This window comes from Aurantimicrobium photophilum, from assembly GCF_003194085.1.
GTDB lineage: Bacteria > Actinomycetota > Actinomycetes > Actinomycetales > Microbacteriaceae > Aurantimicrobium > Aurantimicrobium photophilum.
On sequence record NZ_CP023994.1, the window covers coordinates 197,378 to 214,666 of the forward strand.

Consider the following 17,289-nt stretch of genomic DNA (forward strand, 5'->3'; position numbering starts at 1 on the left):
TGAGACGTGAATGAGGAAGCCATAACCCCAGGCGAGATCGTCGAGGATGACTTTTCTGACCTCATTGACGTGGAAGGCGATGTTCGTCTCCGTCTGGACTTTGGCTATGACGGCACAGACTTCGCTGGCTGGGCGAAACAGCCCGGCAAGCGCACTGTGGAGGGAACTCTCGAGCAGGCCTTCGCGCAAGTGTTGCGCATGGAGGTCTCCCCCCGCATTGTCGTTGCGGGAAGAACGGATGCCGGTGTTCATGCCGCTGACCAAGTGGCTCACATCGATGTTCCGTTAGAACAGCTCATCCGGGTCTCCTTCTCCCGCGAAGAACGTCGTGCACTACAAGAGCAGGGTGGTATTCCCGTTGTTGGTGGGTTGCCCCAGGTCCCACACACCATGCTGCATGCCCTCATGCGGCGCGTGGATGGCTCAGTGGGACGTAATGCTGATGTGGTGATCAATAAGATCACCGTTGCCCCGTTGGGGTTTGATGCCCGATTCTCCCCTTTAGCCAGACGCTATGAATACCGACTGGCAGATGGTCTCGAGCGACTCAATCCCATTGAGCGTCGCCGTACCGCTTTTCACTTCTACCCTCTGAACGTGGACGCCATGAATGAGGCAGCAGAGATGATGCTCGGTCTTCGAGACTTTGGTGCATTCTGTAGACCACGACCTGGTGCGACCACGATTCGGGAACTTCAAGAGTTCCACTGGGAGCGGGATGCTTCCGGTGTGATCGTGGCTCAGTTGCAGGCTGATGCGTTCTGCCACTCCATGGTGAGATCACTTGTGGGGGCGTGCGTTGCTGCTGGGTCAGGAACGCATTCTCTGGATGCCATTGAAGACCTGCGCACCAAGGGGGAGCGCACGAGTGTGTTCAAGGTGATGCCTGCACACGGGTTGACCCTGACCCAGATCATTTACCCTCCAGATTCAGAGGTGGGGGCGCGAGCGGAACTTACTCGCAGTCGCCGCGTGCTTGAAGAAGATTTCCTTTAGAAGTATTTACTGAACTCTTGATATCTCCGGCGAAGCTGCCGTGCTGCTTTGGATGTGATTTTGGGGTCAAAGGGGAGCACCCCGTTGTCTACCTCGTCAGCAATCTCTTCGGTGACAGCCAGCACGCGTCGACGAATATTCTCAACAGATGCCAGAGGTAATCCAAGAAATTGACCTACCTCGATGAATCTCTTCACAGTGAGAGTTGAGTGATCGCCAACTTTCAAAGCAAGCTCGGGATTCAGATCCGGATAGAAAAGTGAACTAGGTAAGTCATACATTGGTGCCACCAAGCTGGCTTGTTTCCTCCCCGCGATGGACAAGTTCTTGGCGTGCATGTCGCCGTTTCCGGTGAGCCAAGCGAAAGCGAGTTGCGTGAGCAAATTAATACTGGAGGCAAGTGGTGAGATGGTGGCTCGACTGAGGCCTTGGGCTACTTCTTCAAAGCTGAGGTTGTATTTGTCGGCAGGATAGTGTCCGAGAACCTGGGTTCCGTCTTCTACGTGGATAAGTTCTTTCTTGTTTCGATCAAATCTTTTGACCAGCAATGCTTCTACGCCAGTGCTGTCAGTGATGAGCCGTGATTGCCCCACATCTATTTTGAGCTTTTTCGCGCGCTCGAGAAAAAACTGTTCGTTGCGGCAGAGGTGGCGAAATTCAGGAGGATCAAACTTGATGAGGTGTTCCACGTCAGCCTTTGACGCATGGAAAGAGATCATCTGTGCTGAGGCTTTATCTTGAACCCCAGCGATGCGGGGGCTCAGAGCAATTCCCTGTGACGCAAAGACTTCTGAGAAATCAAGCTGTTCTGGGTTTCGCGGAATCTGGACCGTAGGTTTTTCCTGAACGGGCAAACTGCCCTCAATCACGTAAACATCACCGACTGTGGCAGGCCCCACGGCAAGTAGAAGACCTAGCTCGTCATCGGCTGAGGTCTTCGCGTTTCTGACCAACGCGTTCAACCGGCGACCTTCAGGAAGAAGCCCGGCAAAGAAGGCAGGAACAGAAGCACCGGGGGTGTGGACTGGCTCTGGGCTCAGTGGAAGTGTTGTTGCAACTGAGTCGTTGTTGCCATCAAGGTAATCGGTCTCGTATGTGAAAACAGTGTGGGCGCCTTCTCTGCGCAATGTTGCCGCTCGGCGATTGCCGACGAAGACGTTACCAATCATGTGAGATCACCAAGCGAAAGGGAATATCCCAGCACTGAGAGAATTCTCTCGAGACCGTCGAGTTGAACGGTGGGCTTGCCCGCCTCAACCATTCCCACTAACTTTGGGGACACGCGCGCCGCAGCCGCGAGTTCTTCTTGTGTCAATCGAAGTAGTTTTCTCCGCTCCTTCAGCTTGGGGGCGGAGACTGTCAAGAATTCCGAACGTGCGTACTGATTTGGGGTTTCCATGCTTCAATTATGGCACGATTACGCAAAAATAGATACGTACGTACCGAATTTAGCTTTAAGACTATACATCTGTATCTCTGTGAGTCTGAATCCGCACGTACGTGGAGAAATTGATGAAACACTAATCCCCTGCACGAACTGAGCCACCGGCCCAAATTGACCAACAAGACTCAAGTGGCGTAAATTAGACCCTTGGTGCTTGTTCTCTATGGATAAGCCGCCGAAGTTGAGCCCTCGACTGATGGGTTCTAGCCAGATTCTGGCTGAGAACGCAACGACTGAGCGGGATACACGGACCACTCATTTCGACAAGAAAGCAGTATTACTGTGACTCGTACCTTTACGCCTAAGGCAGCAGAAGTTACGCGCGGCTGGGTCATCATTGACGCAACCGACGTTGTTCTCGGACGCCTCGCATCTCACGCAGCAACCATCCTGCGTGGCAAGAACAAGGCCACTTACACTCCTCACATGGACATGGGTGACTTCGTCATCATCGTGAACGCAGACAAGGTTGTCCTCACCGGCAACAAGGCTGCACAGAAGAAGGCATACCGCCACTCTGGTTACCCAGGTGGTCTTCGTGCTACTACCTACACCGATCTTCTTGAGAAGAACCCTGAGCGCGCTGTGGAGAAGGCTATTCGTGGCATGCTCCCCAAGACCTCACTCGGTCGCGACCAGTTCCGCAAGCTCAAGGTTTACCGCGGCGCTGAGCACCCTCACGCTGCACAGCAGCCCAAGGTATACACCCTCACTCAGGTAGCTCAGTAGAGCCTCGAAGATTTAGATAAAGGATTAAGTAATCATGGCGGATAACGCAGAAATCGAGACCGAGGCCGTAGAGGTCACCGAGTACTCAACCGAAACTCCTGTCGCAGCAGCTCCTAAGGCTCCTCGCGCAATCCTCAACGTTCCAGGTGCAGCTGTAGGTCGTCGCAAGCAGGCTATTGCTCGCGCACGCCTCGTACCCGGTTCCGGCAAGATCACGGTCAACGGCCGCGAGCTCGCTAACTACTTCCCCAACAAGCTGCACCAGCAGCTCATCAACGACCCCTTCACCGTACTTGAGCTCGGTGGCGCATACGACGTTGTTGCACGCATCAGCGGCGGTGGCCCTTCCGGTCAGGCTGGCGCACTGCGTCTTGCTATTGCTCGTGCACTCAACGAGATTGACCGCGACAACAACCGCGCGACCCTGAAGAAGTCTGGCTTCTTGACTCGTGACGCTCGCGTCATCGAGCGCAAGAAGGCTGGTCTCAAGAAGGCTCGTAAGGCTTCTCAGTTCTCGAAGCGTTAATCTCGCTTCTTTAGCAGAAGTCGACTGTCCCTTGGCACGTCTATTCGGCACGGACGGTGTCCGAGGCTTAGCAAACCGTGAACTCACGGCAGACCTAACCTTGGCACTGGCCCAGTCGGCCGCGGTGGTTCTCACCAGCGGTCGCAGAGCCGAAGCCAGACGAGCTGAGGGACGTCGTGCTACTGCGGTCATTGCTCGCGACCCTCGCATCTCCGGTGAGTTCCTCACTGCTGCCCTTTCTGCTGGTCTCGCCAGCTCGGGCATTGATGTGTTGGATGCCGGCGTGATTCCCACGCCCGCAGCTGCCTTCTTGGTTAGCTCGATCGGCGCAGACTTTGGTGTGATGGTTTCGGCTTCGCACAACCCTGCTCCAGATAACGGCATCAAGTTCTTTGCCTTCGGCGGGACGAAGCTTCCTGATGAGGTCGAAGACCGCATCGAAGCTGCGTTGGACGCCGATCACCTGCTGCCCACAGGCGGTGAGGTTGGTCGTATTCGTCGCTTCGCTGATGCGGAAGACCGCTACGTCATTCACCTGCTGGGAACCTTGCCTAACAAGCTCAACGGCTTGCACGTGGTCCTGGACTGCGCCCATGGTGCTGCCTCCGCCATCTCGCCTGAAGTCTTCACCGATGCAGGTGCCAAGGTCACGGTTATTGCCGCAGACCCTGATGGCCTCAACATCAACGATGGTGTGGGTTCCACCCACCTCGATGTGGTCGCTGCTGCTGTTTTGGCACACGGTGCCGATATTGGTATCGCTCACGATGGTGATGCAGACCGCTGCTTGGCTGTGGACGCTCAGGGCAATGTTATTGACGGTGACCAGATCATGGCCATTCTTGCGGTGTCTATGAAGGAACGTGGCCACCTCAAGAACGACACTCTTGTTGCCACCGTGATGAGCAACCTTGGTCTCCACAAGGCCATGGAGAAGCACGGCATCACCGTCATTCAGACTGCCGTCGGCGACCGCTACGTTCTCGAAGGCCTCGCTGAGCACGACGCTGCGCTCGGTGGGGAACAGTCCGGTCACGTCATCATGACCGAATACGCCACCACCGGTGACGGCATTTTGACCGGTCTGCACTTGGTTGCCGAAATGGCTCGCACCGGCAAGACCATTGCTGAACTGGCCTCGGTGATGACCGTTTACCCACAGATTCTGGTGAACGTGCGCGGTGTTGATCACCGTGCCCTGGGTGGCAACGCTGTGATTGACGCAGCTGTAGCTGCGGCAGAAGTGGAACTGGCTGACACCGGTCGCGTTCTCTTGCGCCCTTCGGGCACCGAACCCATGGTTCGTGTCATGGTCGAAGCAGCCGATCAGGCAACTGCTGACCGCCTGGCCCACCAGCTCGCTGATGTGGTCAAGTCAGAGCTCGCACTCTAACACATCTCTTCGCTAGATCTTGCGCAGCAAGACGGTGGACACCGCATGGTTTGCTGCCTTGCGCAGCACCAGGGTTGCACGTGAACGCGTGGGACGAATGTTCTGCTCCAGGTTGGGCAAATTGATGCGCTCCCAGAAGTCTTTCGCCTTCTCCCGTGCTTCATCCTCGGTGAGGGAGGCATAGCGGTGGAAGTAGGAATCAGGGTCAGAGAAGGCTCCGCGCTGGAGAGACAAGAAGCGGTCCTGATACCAGGAGGCAATGTCATGGGTTCTGGCATCGACATAGACGGTGAAGTCGAACAGGTCACTGACTGCTAAACCACCACCTGCGGTGGGGGGCTGAAGAACATTAAGGCCTTCGACAATGAGAACATCAGGCTGGCGCACCACAATTTTCTCACCGGGCAAGATGTCATAGCTCAAGTGGGAATAGACCGGGGCAGAGACTTCTGCCGAGCCGCTCTTTACTTCACTAACAAAGCGCAGCAAAGCTCGACGGTCATAGGATTCCGGGAATCCCTTGCGATCCAAAATGCCTCGGCGCTCCAACTCAGCGTTGGGATAGAGAAAGCCGTCAGTGGTGACCAGCTCAACGCGGGGAGTGTCCTCCCAGCGTGCCATGAGCATCTGGAGCAAACGGGCCACGGTGGACTTCCCCACCGCTACCGATCCCGCCACACCAATCACAAACGGCGTTGTGGTGGCGCGCTCGCCGAGGAAGTTCGAGGTGTCGCGGTGAAGTTTGCGTGCTCCCGAGGCGTAAATCGAAAGCAACCTGCTCAACGGGAGATAGACATCTTCTACTTCTTGCAGGTTAAGTCGGTCCCCAAGGCCCCGCAGGCTCTCAATATCTGCCTCAGTGAGAGGAGATTTGGTAGTGGGTGCCAGCTCAGCCCACTCATCGCGGGAGATTTCCACGAAGGGGGTGGTGTGCACGTTGATGGCACCGGTCTGCTCAAGCCTCACCTGCCTATTCTGCCCTACGCAGGCGATATGCCGCTCGTGAACTAAACTGGAACCCTTATGTGTGGAATCGTGGGTTACGTCGGTCAGCAAGACACTCTTGCCGTTCTTTTGGGCGGTCTGAAGCGTCAGGAGTACCGCGGATATGATTCGGCGGGTGTTGCAATCCTGACCGATGGTGGAATGCTCGAAACAGCAAAGAAGGCCGGCAAGCTCCAGGCTTTGGTAGACCTGCTTCAGGCACAGCCACTCGTTCCCGGTCACACCGGTATTGGCCACACTCGCTGGGCCACCCACGGTGGCCCCACCGACGTGAACGCACACCCTCACTTGGGTGATGAGGGCAAGCTCGCTCTCATTCACAACGGCATTATTGAAAACTTTGCTGAGATCAAGGTCGAGCTCCTAGCCAAAGGCTACGAGTTCGAGTCGGAGACAGACACTGCTGTGGCTGCAGTTCTACTCGGTGATGTTTACCGCGAAGTCGGTGACCTGCGCGAAGCAATGCGCCTGGTGGTCAACCGCCTCGAGGGTGCATTCACCTTGCTCGCGGTGCACACCGATGCCCCTCACCTCATCGTTGCTGCTCGCCACAACTCACCGTTGGTGATTGGTTTGGGCGACGGCGAAAACTTCCTTGGCTCGGACGTTGCTGCCTTCGTCGAATACACCAAGCGCGCTGCTGCTGTGGGTCAGAACCAGGTTGTGGCTATCACTCCTAACTCGGTCGAGGTCATTGGCTTCGATGGAACACCTGTCTCCATTGAAGAGTATGAAATCGCCTGGGATGCCTCCGCCTCCGACAAGGGTGGCTGGTCTTCCTTCATGGCGAAGGAAATCACTGAGAACCCCGACGCTGTGGCGAACACTGTTCGCGGACGCGTCGTGGATGGGCTCGTTCAGGTTCCTGAACTGACCGAACTCGGTGACGATGTCTTGAACGGCATCAACCGCATCATCTTGGTTGCCTGTGGCACCGCGTCCTATGCCGGCATGGTCGGCGCCTACGCCATTGAGCAGTGGGCCCGCATTCCGGTTGAGGTCCAGCTCTCCCACGAGTTCCGTTACCGCGACCCCGTGATCACCCCTGAGACCCTGGTCATCTCGATCAGCCAGTCCGGTGAAACCATGGACACTCTGATGGCGGTTAAGTATGCCCGAGAGCAGGGTGCACGCACCATCTCGGTGTGTAACACCCAGGGTGCAACCATCCCTCGTGAATCTGACGCTGTGGTCTACACCCACGCAGGTCCTGAGGTTGCTGTTGCCTCCACCAAAGCTTTCGTTGCACAGATTACCGCGCTCTACTTGATCGGTCTACACATCGCCCACTCCAAGAAGACGGTGGACGAGAAGGAACTCCGCCGTCTCGCTACTGACCTCCAGGCGTTGCCTGCCAAGGTCACCAAGGTTTTGGAGACTGGCGAAAAGATTGCGCAGCTGGCCAAGTGGATGAGTGACACTCCATCCGTCTTGTTCCTGGGTCGCCACGTGGGATACCCCATCGCTCTTGAGGGCGCCCTCAAGCTCAAGGAGCTTGCTTACATCCACGCTGAAGGCTTCGCCGCAGGCGAGCTCAAGCACGGTCCTATTGCTCTGATTGATCACGGTCAGCCCGTGTTCGTCATTGTTCCTAGCCCCCGTGGTTCTGCACTGATCCACTCCAAGGTTGTCTCTAACATCCAAGAGATCCGTGCCCGTGGTGCTCGCGTGATTGCCATTGCCGAGCAGGGCGATGCAGCTGTTCTTCCTTATGCAGATGAGGTCATCCAGATTCCTCTGGCAGACCCCATGTTCGAGCCCATCCTCGCTGTGGTTCCTCTGCAGATCTTCGCCATGGAGCTCGCAGACGCCAAGGGCTTGGATGTTGACCAGCCACGTAACCTGGCCAAGTCGGTCACGGTCGAATAGCCACTCATGATTCTGGGAGTGGGGGTCGACATTGTCGACATCGCTCGCTTCACGCGGGCGTTAGAACGCACGCCCAAGCTGGGGGAGCGTCTCTTCACGGATGCTGAGCGTGAGCTCCCTGCGAACTCTCTGGCTGGTCGCTTCGCTGCGAAAGAAGCATTGATCAAGGCTTTCGGGGGTTCGGGTTCGATGACCTTCCACGACATGGTCGTGGTCAAGGATGAACTGGGTAAACCCTCTTTTGATCTGAGCGGTGCTGCTGCCGAGATGGCCAGCAGCAAGGGCATCGACAGCGTGCACCTCTCTATTTCTCACGATGCCAACGCCGCTGTGGCGTTCGTCGTTGCGGAAGGAAGTGCCGCATGAGCCACACCCCTTTCCGCATTGCCAAGGTCAACACGGATGCCATCGCCGGCAACGTGAAGCGTATTCGTGAGATCACCGGCGTGGACGACGTCCTCATCGTGGTCAAGGCCAATGCCTATGGCCACGGCATGGTTCCGGCCGCAAAGGCTGCCCTTGCCGGCGGAGCAACCTGGCTGGGGACGGCAGATATTGCCGAGGCTCTCACTCTACGTAAGGCTGGCATCACTGCTCCCGTGCTGTGTTGGATCCATGCACCCGATGAAACCTTCGACGAAGCGGTTGCTGCCGACATCACCTTGGGTGCTGTCTCAGTTGCGCAGCTGAACGCGATTGCAGCTGCTGGTCACCGCAATAAGGCGACACCACGTGTTCATCTCAAGCTCGACACGGGCCTGAGCCGTAATGGCGCTAGCCCTGAGCAGTGGGCAGACTTCATGCGCACGGCAGCTGAACTCCACGCATCCGGAGACCTGGATGTGGAGGGTGTGATGAGTCACCTCTCCAACACCTCCGATGCTGACGACCTCGAACAGCTCAAGGTCTTTAAGGTGGGACTTTCAGAATTGAAGGACGCCGGCCTAGAGCCCAAGTTTGTTCACCTCGCTGCTTCACTGGCTGCGCTGACTCTTCCCGAGACCCGCTTCAACATGGTTCGTTCCGGCATAGCTGCCTATGGCATTGCTCCCACGGAAGAACTGCGTCCAGAACAGTTCGGACTCACTCCTGCCATGACGCTGGAAACTCGCGTGGTGGCTGTTCGCAAGGTTCCCGAGAACACGGGTGTGAGCTATGGCTACCTTCACCGCACACCACACGAATCAACACTGGCACTGATCCCCTTGGGTTATGGCGATGGCATCAACCGTGACGCATCCATGAATGGTCCCGTCTTAATCAACGGAGAAACCTATCCCGTTGCCGGGCGTATCGCGATGGATCAGTTCTTGGTCAACGTGGGCGATGACCCCGTTGCTGTGGGTGACCACGTGGTGCTCTTCGGTGATCCCGCTCAGGGCCACCCGTCCGTACATGACTGGGCAGCAGCTGCGAACTCGATTGCCTATGAAATCGTCACGCGCCTAATTGGCACCCGACTCGAATATGAGTACGTAGGTAACGCGTAATGCTCGGAACTCGAAGTATTGAGAATCCGGACCAGATGCACGAACTTGGCCTCGAGCTGGGCAAGGCACTGCGTGCTGGTGATGTCCTCGTCCTCACCGGTCCACTCGGTGCTGGAAAGACCACGTTGACCCGTGGCATCGGTGAAGGCTTGGGTGTTCGTGGCCCGGTGACGAGCCCCACCTTCGTCCTAGCCAGAACTCACCCCAGCTTGGTCGACGGTCCACCCCTGGTTCACGTGGATGCCTATCGCCTGAACAGTGCCGTCGAACTCGATGATCTCGATATCGACTTTGCTCACTCCGTTGTGGTGGTCGAGTGGGGTGCAGGGATGCTCGATGGCATCGTGGACTCGTGGCTTGACGTCGTCATTGAACGTCCTGAGGGCGCCAATGCGGGCGAGCTCGGTGAGGAACTCATCGAGCCCCGCACCGTCACCCTCACCGGCCATGGCGAGAGGTGGAACTCCTGATGAGTAATGTCATCCTCGCCATCGACACCTCTGCCGGCACCAGCATCGCGCTAGTGAAGGACGGTACAGTTCTTTCTTCTCGCTCCACCCCGGACACCATGCGTCACGCCGAAATCATCGGCAGCTTTATCAATGAGGTGCTCACGGAGGCGGGACTCTCCTCCAGCGACGTGACCCACGTTGCTGCGGGCATGGGGCCTGGACCCTTCACGGGTCTGCGGGTCGGGATTGCTGCTGCCGATGCGTTCGCATTCGGCAGCGGGGCAATCCTGCTGCCCATGAACAGCCACGATGCCATTGCCGTGGAATCCTTGGATTCAGATCCCACCAACAACCTGGTGGTCACCACCGATGCTCGCCGCAAGGAAGAGTATGTGAGTTTCTATAACGGACTCGATGAGCAGGGATGCCCTATTCGTGCTCACGGCCCAGCCATCCAGAAGCCCGGCGAGTTCGATGCGACCGAGAGCGCCTACGTTCAGGCCACCGAAGTGCCGGCAACCTGGTTGGGTGTCCTCGCTGAGCGCATGCTGGATTCTGGTAGATCATTCCTTCCCTTCGAGGCGCTGTATCTGCGCTCGCCGGACGTCACCATGAGCAACGGACCCAAGAGGGTTGTGCAGGAGATGCGAGGTGACAAGAAATGATCGACAGCATCGTCTTGCGCCAGGCCACCACTGATGACGTGCCCGCCATCATGGACATTGAGACTCCTGTCTTTGCCGGTGAAGCATGGTCTTTCGAAGCCATGGCCCGTGACGTGGGAGATAGGAACTGTTTCTATCTTGTCGCCGAAGCACACACGGATGCCTTGGGCGGTGAGCCCACTGTGGTTGGTTATGCCGGACTGTTGGCTCCCCGAGGCTCAGGTGATGGCGATATTCAAACCATTGCCGTGCTGCCCGAGTTCCGCAGCTCCGGTCTCGGACGCCGTCTCATGACGGCGCTGCTGGATGAAGCAGAAGCACGTAATGCCACTCGGGTTTTCCTAGAAGTCCGTGCCGATAACCCACATGCCATTGCCCTCTATGCCTCCCTCGGCTTTGAGGAGATCGCCGTGCGCCCCGGGTATTACCAGCCCGAAGGTGTGGACGCCGTCATCATGAAGAAGGGAGCGGATCTGTCATGAACCGTGACGCCCCCTTAGTTCTGGGTATTGAAACCAGCTGTGATGAGACCGGCATCGGTATTGTTCGCGGACGCGAACTCCTTGCGAACGTCATTGCTTCCTCGATGGATGAACACGCACGCTATGGCGGTGTGGTTCCTGAGGTTGCTGCCCGTGCACACCTCGAAGCACTGCGCCCAGCCTTGACCGAAGCTGTTGCCACAGCGGGCATCACGCTCGATGAGCTTGATGCTGTCGCTGTGACCAGCGGGCCTGGGTTGTCCGGCGCACTGATGGTCGGCGTGGGTGCAGCGAAAGCATTGGCACTGTCACTGAATAAGCCGCTCTATGCCGTGAACCACCTGGTTGGTCACGTCGGTGCAGATGTGCTCGGCGACGAAGGCCCCCTCGAATACCCCACCATTGCGCTGTTGGTTTCTGGTGGTCACACCTCACTGCTCCTGGTTCGTGATCTCACCAGTGACGTGGAGTTGCTGGGGGAGACCATCGACGACGCTGCCGGTGAAGCCTTTGACAAGGTGGCCAGAATACTTGGTCTGCCCTATCCCGGTGGTCCCCACATCGACCGCGTTGCCGCAGATGGTGACCCCAAAGCTATTCGTTTTCCTCGCGGACTGACCCTGCCTAAAGACATGGAGAAGCACCGCTACGACTTTTCCTTCTCGGGACTCAAGACAGCGGTTGCCCGCTGGGTTGAGGTGCGCAGGGATGCCGGCGAAGAAATCCCCATCGCCGATGTGGCCGCCAGCTTCCGTGAAGCTGTCATTGATGTTCTCACCAGCAAAGCTATTGCCGCCTGCAAAGACTATGGCGTTCCTAGGCTGTTGCTCGGCGGTGGTGTGGTGGCCAATGCACGCCTGCGCGAAGTCGCGCAGCAGCGTGCTACGTCGGCCGGTGTGGAACTTCGTATTCCTGCCTTCTCCCTGTGCACAGACAACGGCGCCATGATTGCCGCACTGGCTTCAGAGCTGATTATGGAAGGCGCAGAACCTTCCTCGCTGAACTTTGGAGCTGACAGCACTCTCCCAGTTACAGACATCCATGTTCACTAAAATTGAACTATGACTGAAAAAGCTGCACCCAAGACCCCCAAAGCAACAAAGCCTGTCACTGTGGTGACCCCTGAGGCAGTTCCCGTTGCCAAGACCAACGTGTTGGCCATTGTTGCCCTCGTTGCCGGTATCGCGGGTCTGACCGTGATCCCCTTTGTTTCCAGCATTGTTGCTGTGGTGACCGGACACATGGCACGCAAGGAAGTTCGTCGCACCGGCGAGCAGGGTGAAGGCCTGGCACTCGCCGGTCTCATCACCGGTTACATCGGCCTAGGCCTTGGTGTTCTCGTCGCTGTTCTCCTCATTGCCTTCTTCGGCATCGTGATTGCTTCTGGCATGAACGGCTACTACGACTACTAACAACTATTTCCTTTCACGCCACCAACCGTTCGCGGTTGGTGGCGTGAGTGGTTAAGCGCAACTAGTAACAACGGGCATTGAGCACAAGAATAGAAAAGCTATGGCTACCGAGATCTTCAACTACTTCACTCAGACTGAGCTCCCCTCACCAACCCTTCCCGATTCGGAAGTAGTGGAGCTGGTTCACAAGTATTTCGGTGTTGCCACCACTGCTTCCTCCCTCGGCAGCCAGCAGGATCAGAACTTCGTTCTGCGCCTGGCTCACTCAGGGGATGTCCTGGGAGTTCTCAAGCTGAGTAACCCTGCCTTCTCGGAGGCTGAAATCCAGATGCAAGACGAGGCAGCTGCCCATCTGGCAGGCAAGATTGACCTGCGCATTCCCTCGATTGTGGAAGGTGAACAGGGTGCGATGTCGGCGATGTGGGAAACATCGCAGGGACATATTCACGCACGCGTGATCAAGTTCATCCCCGGCACCAACTTCATGGGCTCGGATTACCTCTCCCCACATGCCATCGCGCGCATGGGTGAGATTGCAGGACTGGTCAGCACGGGCCTGGCAGATTTCTCTCACCCCGCCAGCGGTCGTGTGCTGCAGTGGGACCTCCGCTATGCGGAAAAAGTGATTGATCAACTCCTCTCCGAAGAGCCTGATGCCGACGTGGTCTCTCTCGTTCAGCGCGCGGTAGATGTCACAGCGCCGATCATGGCAACTGTTGGTCCCAGCCTGCCTCAGCAGATGGGTCACTTCGACATCACCGATGACAACATCATGTGTCCAGATAAGCACTCGGTTCCTGACGCAGTGCTCGACTTCGGTGACGTGGCGAAGTCATGGGCTGTGGGCGAGATTGCCACCACGGTGTCCTGCATGCTTCACCATGACGGTGTTTCACCGGTCAGTGTTCTTCCGGCGATCAAAGCGTTCCATTCACTTCGTCCCTTGAGCGTGGACGAGATTGAGGCGTTGTGGCCATTGGTCATTCAACGTGGTGCTGTCTTGGTCTTGAGTGGACGTCAACAAAGTCGCATCGACGAACACAATGACTACGCCACGAGTGCGCTCGATCGGGAGATGCGCATTCTGGTGCAGGCACTCTCTGTTCCACCTGCCGTCATGGCCGCCACCATTCGCCACAGCCTGGGGCTCAGCATTTCCTCAGCTCAGTGGACCGGAGGCAATGTGCTTTCTTCGGTGACCAAGGCCGAGATCCTGGATGCGAGCACCACTTCCACACTCAACGATGAAGGTGCCTGGCTTTCTGCAGACACTCTGGAGAAGGCAGCACTTGCTGCTCTCGACAACGGATCAGAGCTTGCTGTGCTGCCTGCGTGGTTACCGGTTCTCACCGGTGCACCTTCTCGCACACAGAGCTCACCCGATGTCATCCCCACCCACGCCACGATCTGGCTGGCACAGGCCACAGAGGTTTCTTCACCGGGTGCAGTTGAATCACAGCCTGGTGTTCTCACCGTGACGGTGGATGGCCACAGTGTTTCTTTCTCCGCTGAGGGAATCAGCGGATCCACTCTTCCTGCTCGTCAAGCGATTACCGTTTCGACTGTCCACGAGAGCCTCGACGTTCCAGACAGGGTTACGGCAGAACTGGCTATTGGTTGGCGCAGCCTGCTGGGAGATCCCACCGAGGCACTCGGTATCGAGATGGGTCATGTGGCAGACCCTGAGCTACTTCTCGAGCGCCGCGAACATGTTCTGGCTGAAGTGCAGGAGCACTACTACCAGCACCCACCACAGATGGAACGCGGTTGGCGCGAGTACCTCATGGACACCAACGGTCGGGTTTATCTCGACATGGTGAACAACGTCTCTTCAGTGGGTCACGCTCACCCTCGCGTGGTGAAGGCAGCGGCGAACCAAATGCGCCTGCTCAACACAAACTCACGTTTCAACTACCACGCGATTACCGAATACGCCGAGATGATTACAGAGACCCTGCCACCTGAGCTGGACACCGTCTTCTTCGTGAACTCGGGTTCGGAAGCAGTAGACCTCGCCCTGCGCCTGGCCATGGCCTACACAAGCCGACCCGACATTGTCTGCATGCGGGAGTCGTATCACGGCTGGACCTATGCCAGCGATGCGGTGTCCACCTCGATTGCAGATAATCCCAATGCGTTGAGTACTCGCCCTGACTGGATCCACACCGTGGATGCGGCCAACTCCTACCGCGGTATTCACCGCGGCGTGGATGCAGTGAAGTATGGCCCCGAGGCCGTCAAGGTGATTGAGGGTATTGGCAAGCCCCTTGCCGGTTTCATCAGTGAGTCCTACTTCGGCAACGCTGGCGGTGTTGCTCTCCCCGATGGGTATCTCAAGCAGGTCTATGCCGCTGTGCGTGCCCAGGGCGGCCTCGCCATTGCGGACGAAGTCCAGGTTGGCTTCGGCCGCCTGGGTGAATGGTTCTGGGGATTCCACCAGCAAGGTGTGATCCCTGACATCGTGGCCGTGGCAAAGTCCATTGGTGGCGGTCACCCCATTGGGGCCGTGATCACCAGCCGTGAGATTGCGAACCGCTATCGCACTCAGGGCTACTTCTTCTCTTCTACGGGCGGATCACCCGTCTCCAGCGAGATTGGCAAAGCCATCTTGGGCATCATCAAAGATGAAGGCCTCCAAGAAAACGCATTGAAGGTGGGCAGCCATCTCAAGCAGCGCCTGCAGGCACTGTCGGAGAACTACCCCATCGTGGGCAGGGTTCACGGCTCTGGTCTCTACCTCGGTCTGGAGTTCATTAGGGACACGGAGACCCTCGAGCCAGCAACCGAAGAAACGGAAGCTATTTGTAATCGCCTGCTTGAGCTCGGTGTGATCATGCAACCCACGGGGGATTACCAAAACGTGCTCAAGATCAAACCGCCACTGGTGATTACTCAAGAGTCTGCCGACTACTTCGTGGACATGCTGGAGCATGTCCTGAAGACCGGCTACTAAATTAGAACTATGACCACACCACGCCAGGAACGTTTAGCCAGCTGGAATCCCTGGGCCATAGTCGCAATGGCCTGCGTGCTGCTGCTTCTTGTGGGAGTGCTTGCCGTGTTCTTCGGAAACAAGGCACTCAATGAAATCAAGAAGAGCAACCAGCGGGGATTGAAGCTCGCTCAGTGGGCGGTTGTGCTGGGCTATGTCGAGATTGTCTCGGGCGTGATTGTGCTCACCGCCATCTTGGCAATTACGTATTAGAGGCGCTGAGCAAGAATTGCCACGCGGCGCTCGCCAAGGCGGGTCAAGAACAGCGTTGCGCTGTTCTTACCTGAGAGGCTCAGGCGTTTGCGGAACTCGGCAGGGTCGATATCCACACCGCGCTTCTTGATCTCGAGTGTGCCAATGCCTCGTGACTTGAGTTCCTTAGCCAGCACCTTTACATCCAGTGCAAACTCGTGCACCACTTCAAAGGTGGAAGCAAAGGGTGTGCTCACAGCCACGTCACTGCTCATATAGGCGATGTGCTCGTCCAGCATGTGAGCACCAATACTTCTGGCGAGGTCGCCAATGAGACGTGCACGAATAACAGCACCGTCTGGCTCATAAAGAAACAGTCCCAGTTCGCCCACTTCGGCATCTGTCGAGTCGGTAGCAGCGGTGAGTTCGTGGAGTCCCTCCGCATTCATCACCAGGGCAGCTCGGGTAATGCCGTCGCGCTTCAACGGGCCAAACCAGAGGCCCACCTCAACCACGTCACCGTTAACTGAGATCCACTGCGCTTCGCAGGTGTCAGGAATAAGGTCGCGGTCAAAGCCGGGGCCGAGCTTGATGCCGGTGGGGAGTTTCTCTGCCAGGCCGAATGCGAAGTCGAGCGAGGGGGAGTAATCCTCTGCGTTGGCTAGGCGGTTGGTGTTGGTGTGGCCGGAGGTACGACGGGCGGGGTCGAGATAGACCGACTTCACGTCAGAGAGATCTGTGTCTTCTGCTTTGCCATGACTAACCCTGGCTTCGGGAAAGGGGGAGAGGTTGTAGGTGGTGATGGCGGCGGTGACCTCGTCTGCATCCACGGCATGAACCTGCAGACCTGCCCCGGCGAAGGCCAGGGCATCTGCCCCAATTCCACAGCCAAGGTCGGCCACGCTTGTGAGCCCTGCGCGAACATAACGGCCGGCATGCAGGGCAGCAACGGGCAAGCGTGTGGCCTGCTCGAGCCCTGCTTCGGTAAAGAGCATGCGCTGGGCAAAGTCCCCGAACTTGGCCACAGCTTTGCCGCGCAGCTTGGCTTGGGTGAGCACAGTGGCCACTAATGACGCGGAATATCCGTCTTTGCGTAAGCCGGCAACAATCTTCAGCACGTCTGTGCTGGAAGTGTAGGGAGGCAGAGAGTCCAGCAACGCTACCCCTTCGGGGGTGAGTAATTCGCGTAGTTCAGCGCTCTCCATGGTTGTAAACCTACCAATCCTTGAGCTGGCACTCACATTGCGCGAGTGCTAGTTCACGCCGTACACTCGTAGTTAGCACTCGATACGTTCGGGTGCTAATCCCATACTTAGTTCAAGAAAGAGGTCAACCGTGTCGGTCGCCATCAAGCCGCTCGAAGATCGCATTGTTATCAAGCAGGTAGAAGCCGAGCAGACCACTGCTTCCGGTCTCGTTATTCCTGACACTGCCAAGGAAAAGCCCCAGGAGGGCGTTGTCGTTGCAGTAGGCCCCGGCCGCATTGACGACAACGGTAACCGTGTTCCTCTGGACATCGCCGAAGGTGACAAGGTTATCTACTCCAAGTACGGCGGAACCGAAGTGAAGTACGCAGGCGAGGAATTCCTCGTTCTCTCGGCTCGCGACGTTCTCGCAATTGTTGTTCGCTAAATTCGTTTAG

The 17,289-nt window shown here is 57.2% G+C and carries 19 protein-coding genes; 15 read left to right on the forward strand and 4 right to left on the reverse strand.

Annotation, left to right across the window (positions count from 1 at the left end):
• The first annotated feature begins 6 nt into the window (after positions 1-6).
• Entirely contained in the window at positions 7-996 is a 990-nt protein-coding gene (locus AURMO_RS01050; RefSeq protein ID WP_338021093.1) for a tRNA pseudouridine synthase A, read from the forward strand.
• Here AURMO_RS01050 and AURMO_RS01055 read toward each other — a convergent pair.
• Together AURMO_RS01055 and AURMO_RS09085 are read right to left on the reverse strand one after the other, a co-directional pair.
• Positions 993-2,165, reverse strand: coding sequence for a type II toxin-antitoxin system HipA family toxin (locus AURMO_RS01055; protein ID WP_110232744.1), 1,173 nt, complete (start codon positions 2,163-2,165; stop codon positions 993-995). The genes AURMO_RS01050 and AURMO_RS01055 overlap by 4 nt on opposite strands.
• The gene (locus AURMO_RS09085; RefSeq protein WP_110232745.1) at positions 2,162-2,395 is read right to left on the reverse strand and encodes a helix-turn-helix domain-containing protein; all 234 of its coding nucleotides are present in this window, start codon (positions 2,393-2,395) and stop codon (positions 2,162-2,164) included. Before AURMO_RS09085 ends, AURMO_RS01055 begins: the two co-directional genes overlap by 4 nt.
• 327 nt (positions 2,396-2,722) lie before the next feature.
• Here AURMO_RS09085 and rplM point away from each other — a divergent pair, with 327 nt between their 5' ends.
• Genes rplM through glmM form a run of 3 tightly spaced genes read left to right on the forward strand, consistent with a single transcriptional unit; the run spans position 2,723 to position 5,088 of the window.
• Positions 2,723-3,169: a 50S ribosomal protein L13 gene (rplM, locus tag AURMO_RS01065; RefSeq protein WP_110232746.1), complete on the forward strand. Its 447-nt coding sequence runs from the start codon at positions 2,723-2,725 to the stop codon at positions 3,167-3,169.
• A gap of 34 nt (positions 3,170-3,203) precedes the next feature.
• The gene (gene rpsI, locus AURMO_RS01070) at positions 3,204-3,695 is read left to right on the forward strand and encodes a 30S ribosomal protein S9 (protein ID WP_110232747.1); all 492 of its coding nucleotides are present in this window, start codon (positions 3,204-3,206) and stop codon (positions 3,693-3,695) included.
• A 31-nt stretch (positions 3,696-3,726) separates the two neighbouring features.
• Entirely contained in the window at positions 3,727-5,088 is a 1,362-nt protein-coding gene (gene glmM / locus AURMO_RS01075) for a phosphoglucosamine mutase (protein ID WP_110232748.1), read from the forward strand.
• 12 nt (positions 5,089-5,100) lie between these two features.
• Here glmM and coaA read toward each other — a convergent pair whose 3' ends face one another.
• The gene (coaA, locus tag AURMO_RS01080; protein WP_110232749.1) at positions 5,101-6,054 is read right to left on the reverse strand and encodes a type I pantothenate kinase; all 954 of its coding nucleotides are present in this window, start codon (positions 6,052-6,054) and stop codon (positions 5,101-5,103) included.
• Positions 6,055-6,111: 57 nt separating this feature from the next.
• Between coaA and glmS the strand changes: the two genes are divergently transcribed.
• The 10 genes from glmS to AURMO_RS01130 all read left to right on the forward strand — a co-directional run bounded on the left by glmS (position 6,112) and on the right by AURMO_RS01130 (position 15,668).
• Complete coding sequence (gene glmS / locus AURMO_RS01085; protein WP_110232750.1) at positions 6,112-7,962, forward strand: glutamine--fructose-6-phosphate transaminase (isomerizing); 1,851 nt, start codon at positions 6,112-6,114, stop codon at positions 7,960-7,962.
• A 6-nt stretch (positions 7,963-7,968) separates the two neighbouring features.
• Positions 7,969-8,328 (forward strand): holo-ACP synthase, encoded by a 360-nt coding sequence (locus AURMO_RS01090; protein ID WP_110232751.1) that lies wholly within the window; start codon positions 7,969-7,971, stop codon positions 8,326-8,328.
• Positions 8,325-9,452 carry an alanine racemase gene (gene alr / locus AURMO_RS01095; RefSeq protein WP_110232752.1) on the forward strand — a complete coding sequence of 376 codons (1,128 nt, stop codon included), beginning with the start codon at positions 8,325-8,327 and terminating at the stop codon, positions 9,450-9,452. The genes AURMO_RS01090 and alr overlap by 4 nt, the downstream gene beginning before the upstream one ends.
• Positions 9,452-9,922, forward strand: coding sequence for a tRNA (adenosine(37)-N6)-threonylcarbamoyltransferase complex ATPase subunit type 1 TsaE (tsaE, locus tag AURMO_RS01100; protein WP_204163628.1), 471 nt, complete (start codon positions 9,452-9,454; stop codon positions 9,920-9,922). Before alr ends, tsaE begins: the two co-directional genes overlap by 1 nt.
• Complete coding sequence (tsaB, locus tag AURMO_RS01105; RefSeq protein WP_110232753.1) at positions 9,922-10,569, forward strand: tRNA (adenosine(37)-N6)-threonylcarbamoyltransferase complex dimerization subunit type 1 TsaB; 648 nt, start codon at positions 9,922-9,924, stop codon at positions 10,567-10,569. The genes tsaE and tsaB overlap by 1 nt, the downstream gene beginning before the upstream one ends.
• Complete coding sequence (rimI, locus tag AURMO_RS01110) at positions 10,566-11,051, forward strand: ribosomal protein S18-alanine N-acetyltransferase (protein WP_110232754.1); 486 nt, start codon at positions 10,566-10,568, stop codon at positions 11,049-11,051. The genes tsaB and rimI overlap by 4 nt, the downstream gene beginning before the upstream one ends.
• Positions 11,048-12,103 (forward strand): tRNA (adenosine(37)-N6)-threonylcarbamoyltransferase complex transferase subunit TsaD, encoded by a 1,056-nt coding sequence (tsaD, locus tag AURMO_RS01115; protein ID WP_110232755.1) that lies wholly within the window; start codon positions 11,048-11,050, stop codon positions 12,101-12,103. Before rimI ends, tsaD begins: the two co-directional genes overlap by 4 nt.
• A gap of 9 nt (positions 12,104-12,112) precedes the next feature.
• Entirely contained in the window at positions 12,113-12,463 is a 351-nt protein-coding gene (locus tag AURMO_RS01120; RefSeq protein ID WP_110232756.1) for a DUF4190 domain-containing protein, read from the forward strand.
• A 100-nt stretch (positions 12,464-12,563) separates the two neighbouring features.
• Entirely contained in the window at positions 12,564-15,416 is a 2,853-nt protein-coding gene (locus tag AURMO_RS01125; RefSeq protein ID WP_110232757.1) for an aminotransferase, read from the forward strand.
• Positions 15,417-15,425: 9 nt separating this feature from the next.
• Entirely contained in the window at positions 15,426-15,668 is a 243-nt protein-coding gene (locus AURMO_RS01130; RefSeq protein WP_110232758.1) for a DUF4190 domain-containing protein, read from the forward strand.
• Here the strand turns inward: AURMO_RS01130 and AURMO_RS01135 are convergent.
• On the reverse strand, positions 15,665-16,852 hold the full coding sequence (locus AURMO_RS01135) for a class I SAM-dependent methyltransferase (protein WP_110232759.1): 1,188 nt from the start codon (positions 16,850-16,852) through the stop codon (positions 15,665-15,667). The genes AURMO_RS01130 and AURMO_RS01135 overlap by 4 nt on opposite strands.
• A 130-nt stretch (positions 16,853-16,982) precedes the next feature.
• Here AURMO_RS01135 and groES point away from each other — a divergent pair, with 130 nt between their 5' ends.
• Complete coding sequence (groES, locus tag AURMO_RS01140; RefSeq protein ID WP_110232760.1) at positions 16,983-17,279, forward strand: co-chaperone GroES; 297 nt, start codon at positions 16,983-16,985, stop codon at positions 17,277-17,279.
• The last annotated feature ends 10 nt before the right edge of the window (positions 17,280-17,289 follow it).

Bases quoted from the DNA above. Each gene is read 5' to 3' on its own strand.
- glmS (WP_110232750.1), top strand. From the start codon at position 6,112: ATGTGTGGAATCGTGGGTTACGTCGGTCAGCAAGACACTCTTGCCGTT.
- tsaB (WP_110232753.1), top strand. From the start codon at position 9,922: ATGAGTAATGTCATCCTCGCCATCGACACCTCTGCCGGCACCAGCATC.
- alr (WP_110232752.1), top strand. From the start codon at position 8,325: ATGAGCCACACCCCTTTCCGCATTGCCAAGGTCAACACGGATGCCATC.
- tsaE (WP_204163628.1), top strand. From the start codon at position 9,452: ATGCTCGGAACTCGAAGTATTGAGAATCCGGACCAGATGCACGAACTT.
- AURMO_RS01090 (WP_110232751.1), top strand. From the start codon at position 7,969: ATGATTCTGGGAGTGGGGGTCGACATTGTCGACATCGCTCGCTTCACG.
- AURMO_RS01135 (WP_110232759.1), bottom strand. From the start codon at position 16,852: ATGGAGAGCGCTGAACTACGCGAATTACTCACCCCCGAAGGGGTAGCG.
- tsaD (WP_110232755.1), top strand. From the start codon at position 11,048: ATGAACCGTGACGCCCCCTTAGTTCTGGGTATTGAAACCAGCTGTGAT.
- rpsI (WP_110232747.1), top strand. From the start codon at position 3,204: ATGGCGGATAACGCAGAAATCGAGACCGAGGCCGTAGAGGTCACCGAG.
- AURMO_RS09085 (WP_110232745.1), bottom strand. From the start codon at position 2,395: ATGGAAACCCCAAATCAGTACGCACGTTCGGAATTCTTGACAGTCTCC.
- rimI (WP_110232754.1), top strand. From the start codon at position 10,566: ATGATCGACAGCATCGTCTTGCGCCAGGCCACCACTGATGACGTGCCC.
- AURMO_RS01130 (WP_110232758.1), top strand. From the start codon at position 15,426: ATGACCACACCACGCCAGGAACGTTTAGCCAGCTGGAATCCCTGGGCC.
- AURMO_RS01055 (WP_110232744.1), bottom strand. From the start codon at position 2,165: ATGATTGGTAACGTCTTCGTCGGCAATCGCCGAGCGGCAACATTGCGC.
- AURMO_RS01120 (WP_110232756.1), top strand. From the start codon at position 12,113: ATGACTGAAAAAGCTGCACCCAAGACCCCCAAAGCAACAAAGCCTGTC.
- AURMO_RS01125 (WP_110232757.1), top strand. From the start codon at position 12,564: ATGGCTACCGAGATCTTCAACTACTTCACTCAGACTGAGCTCCCCTCA.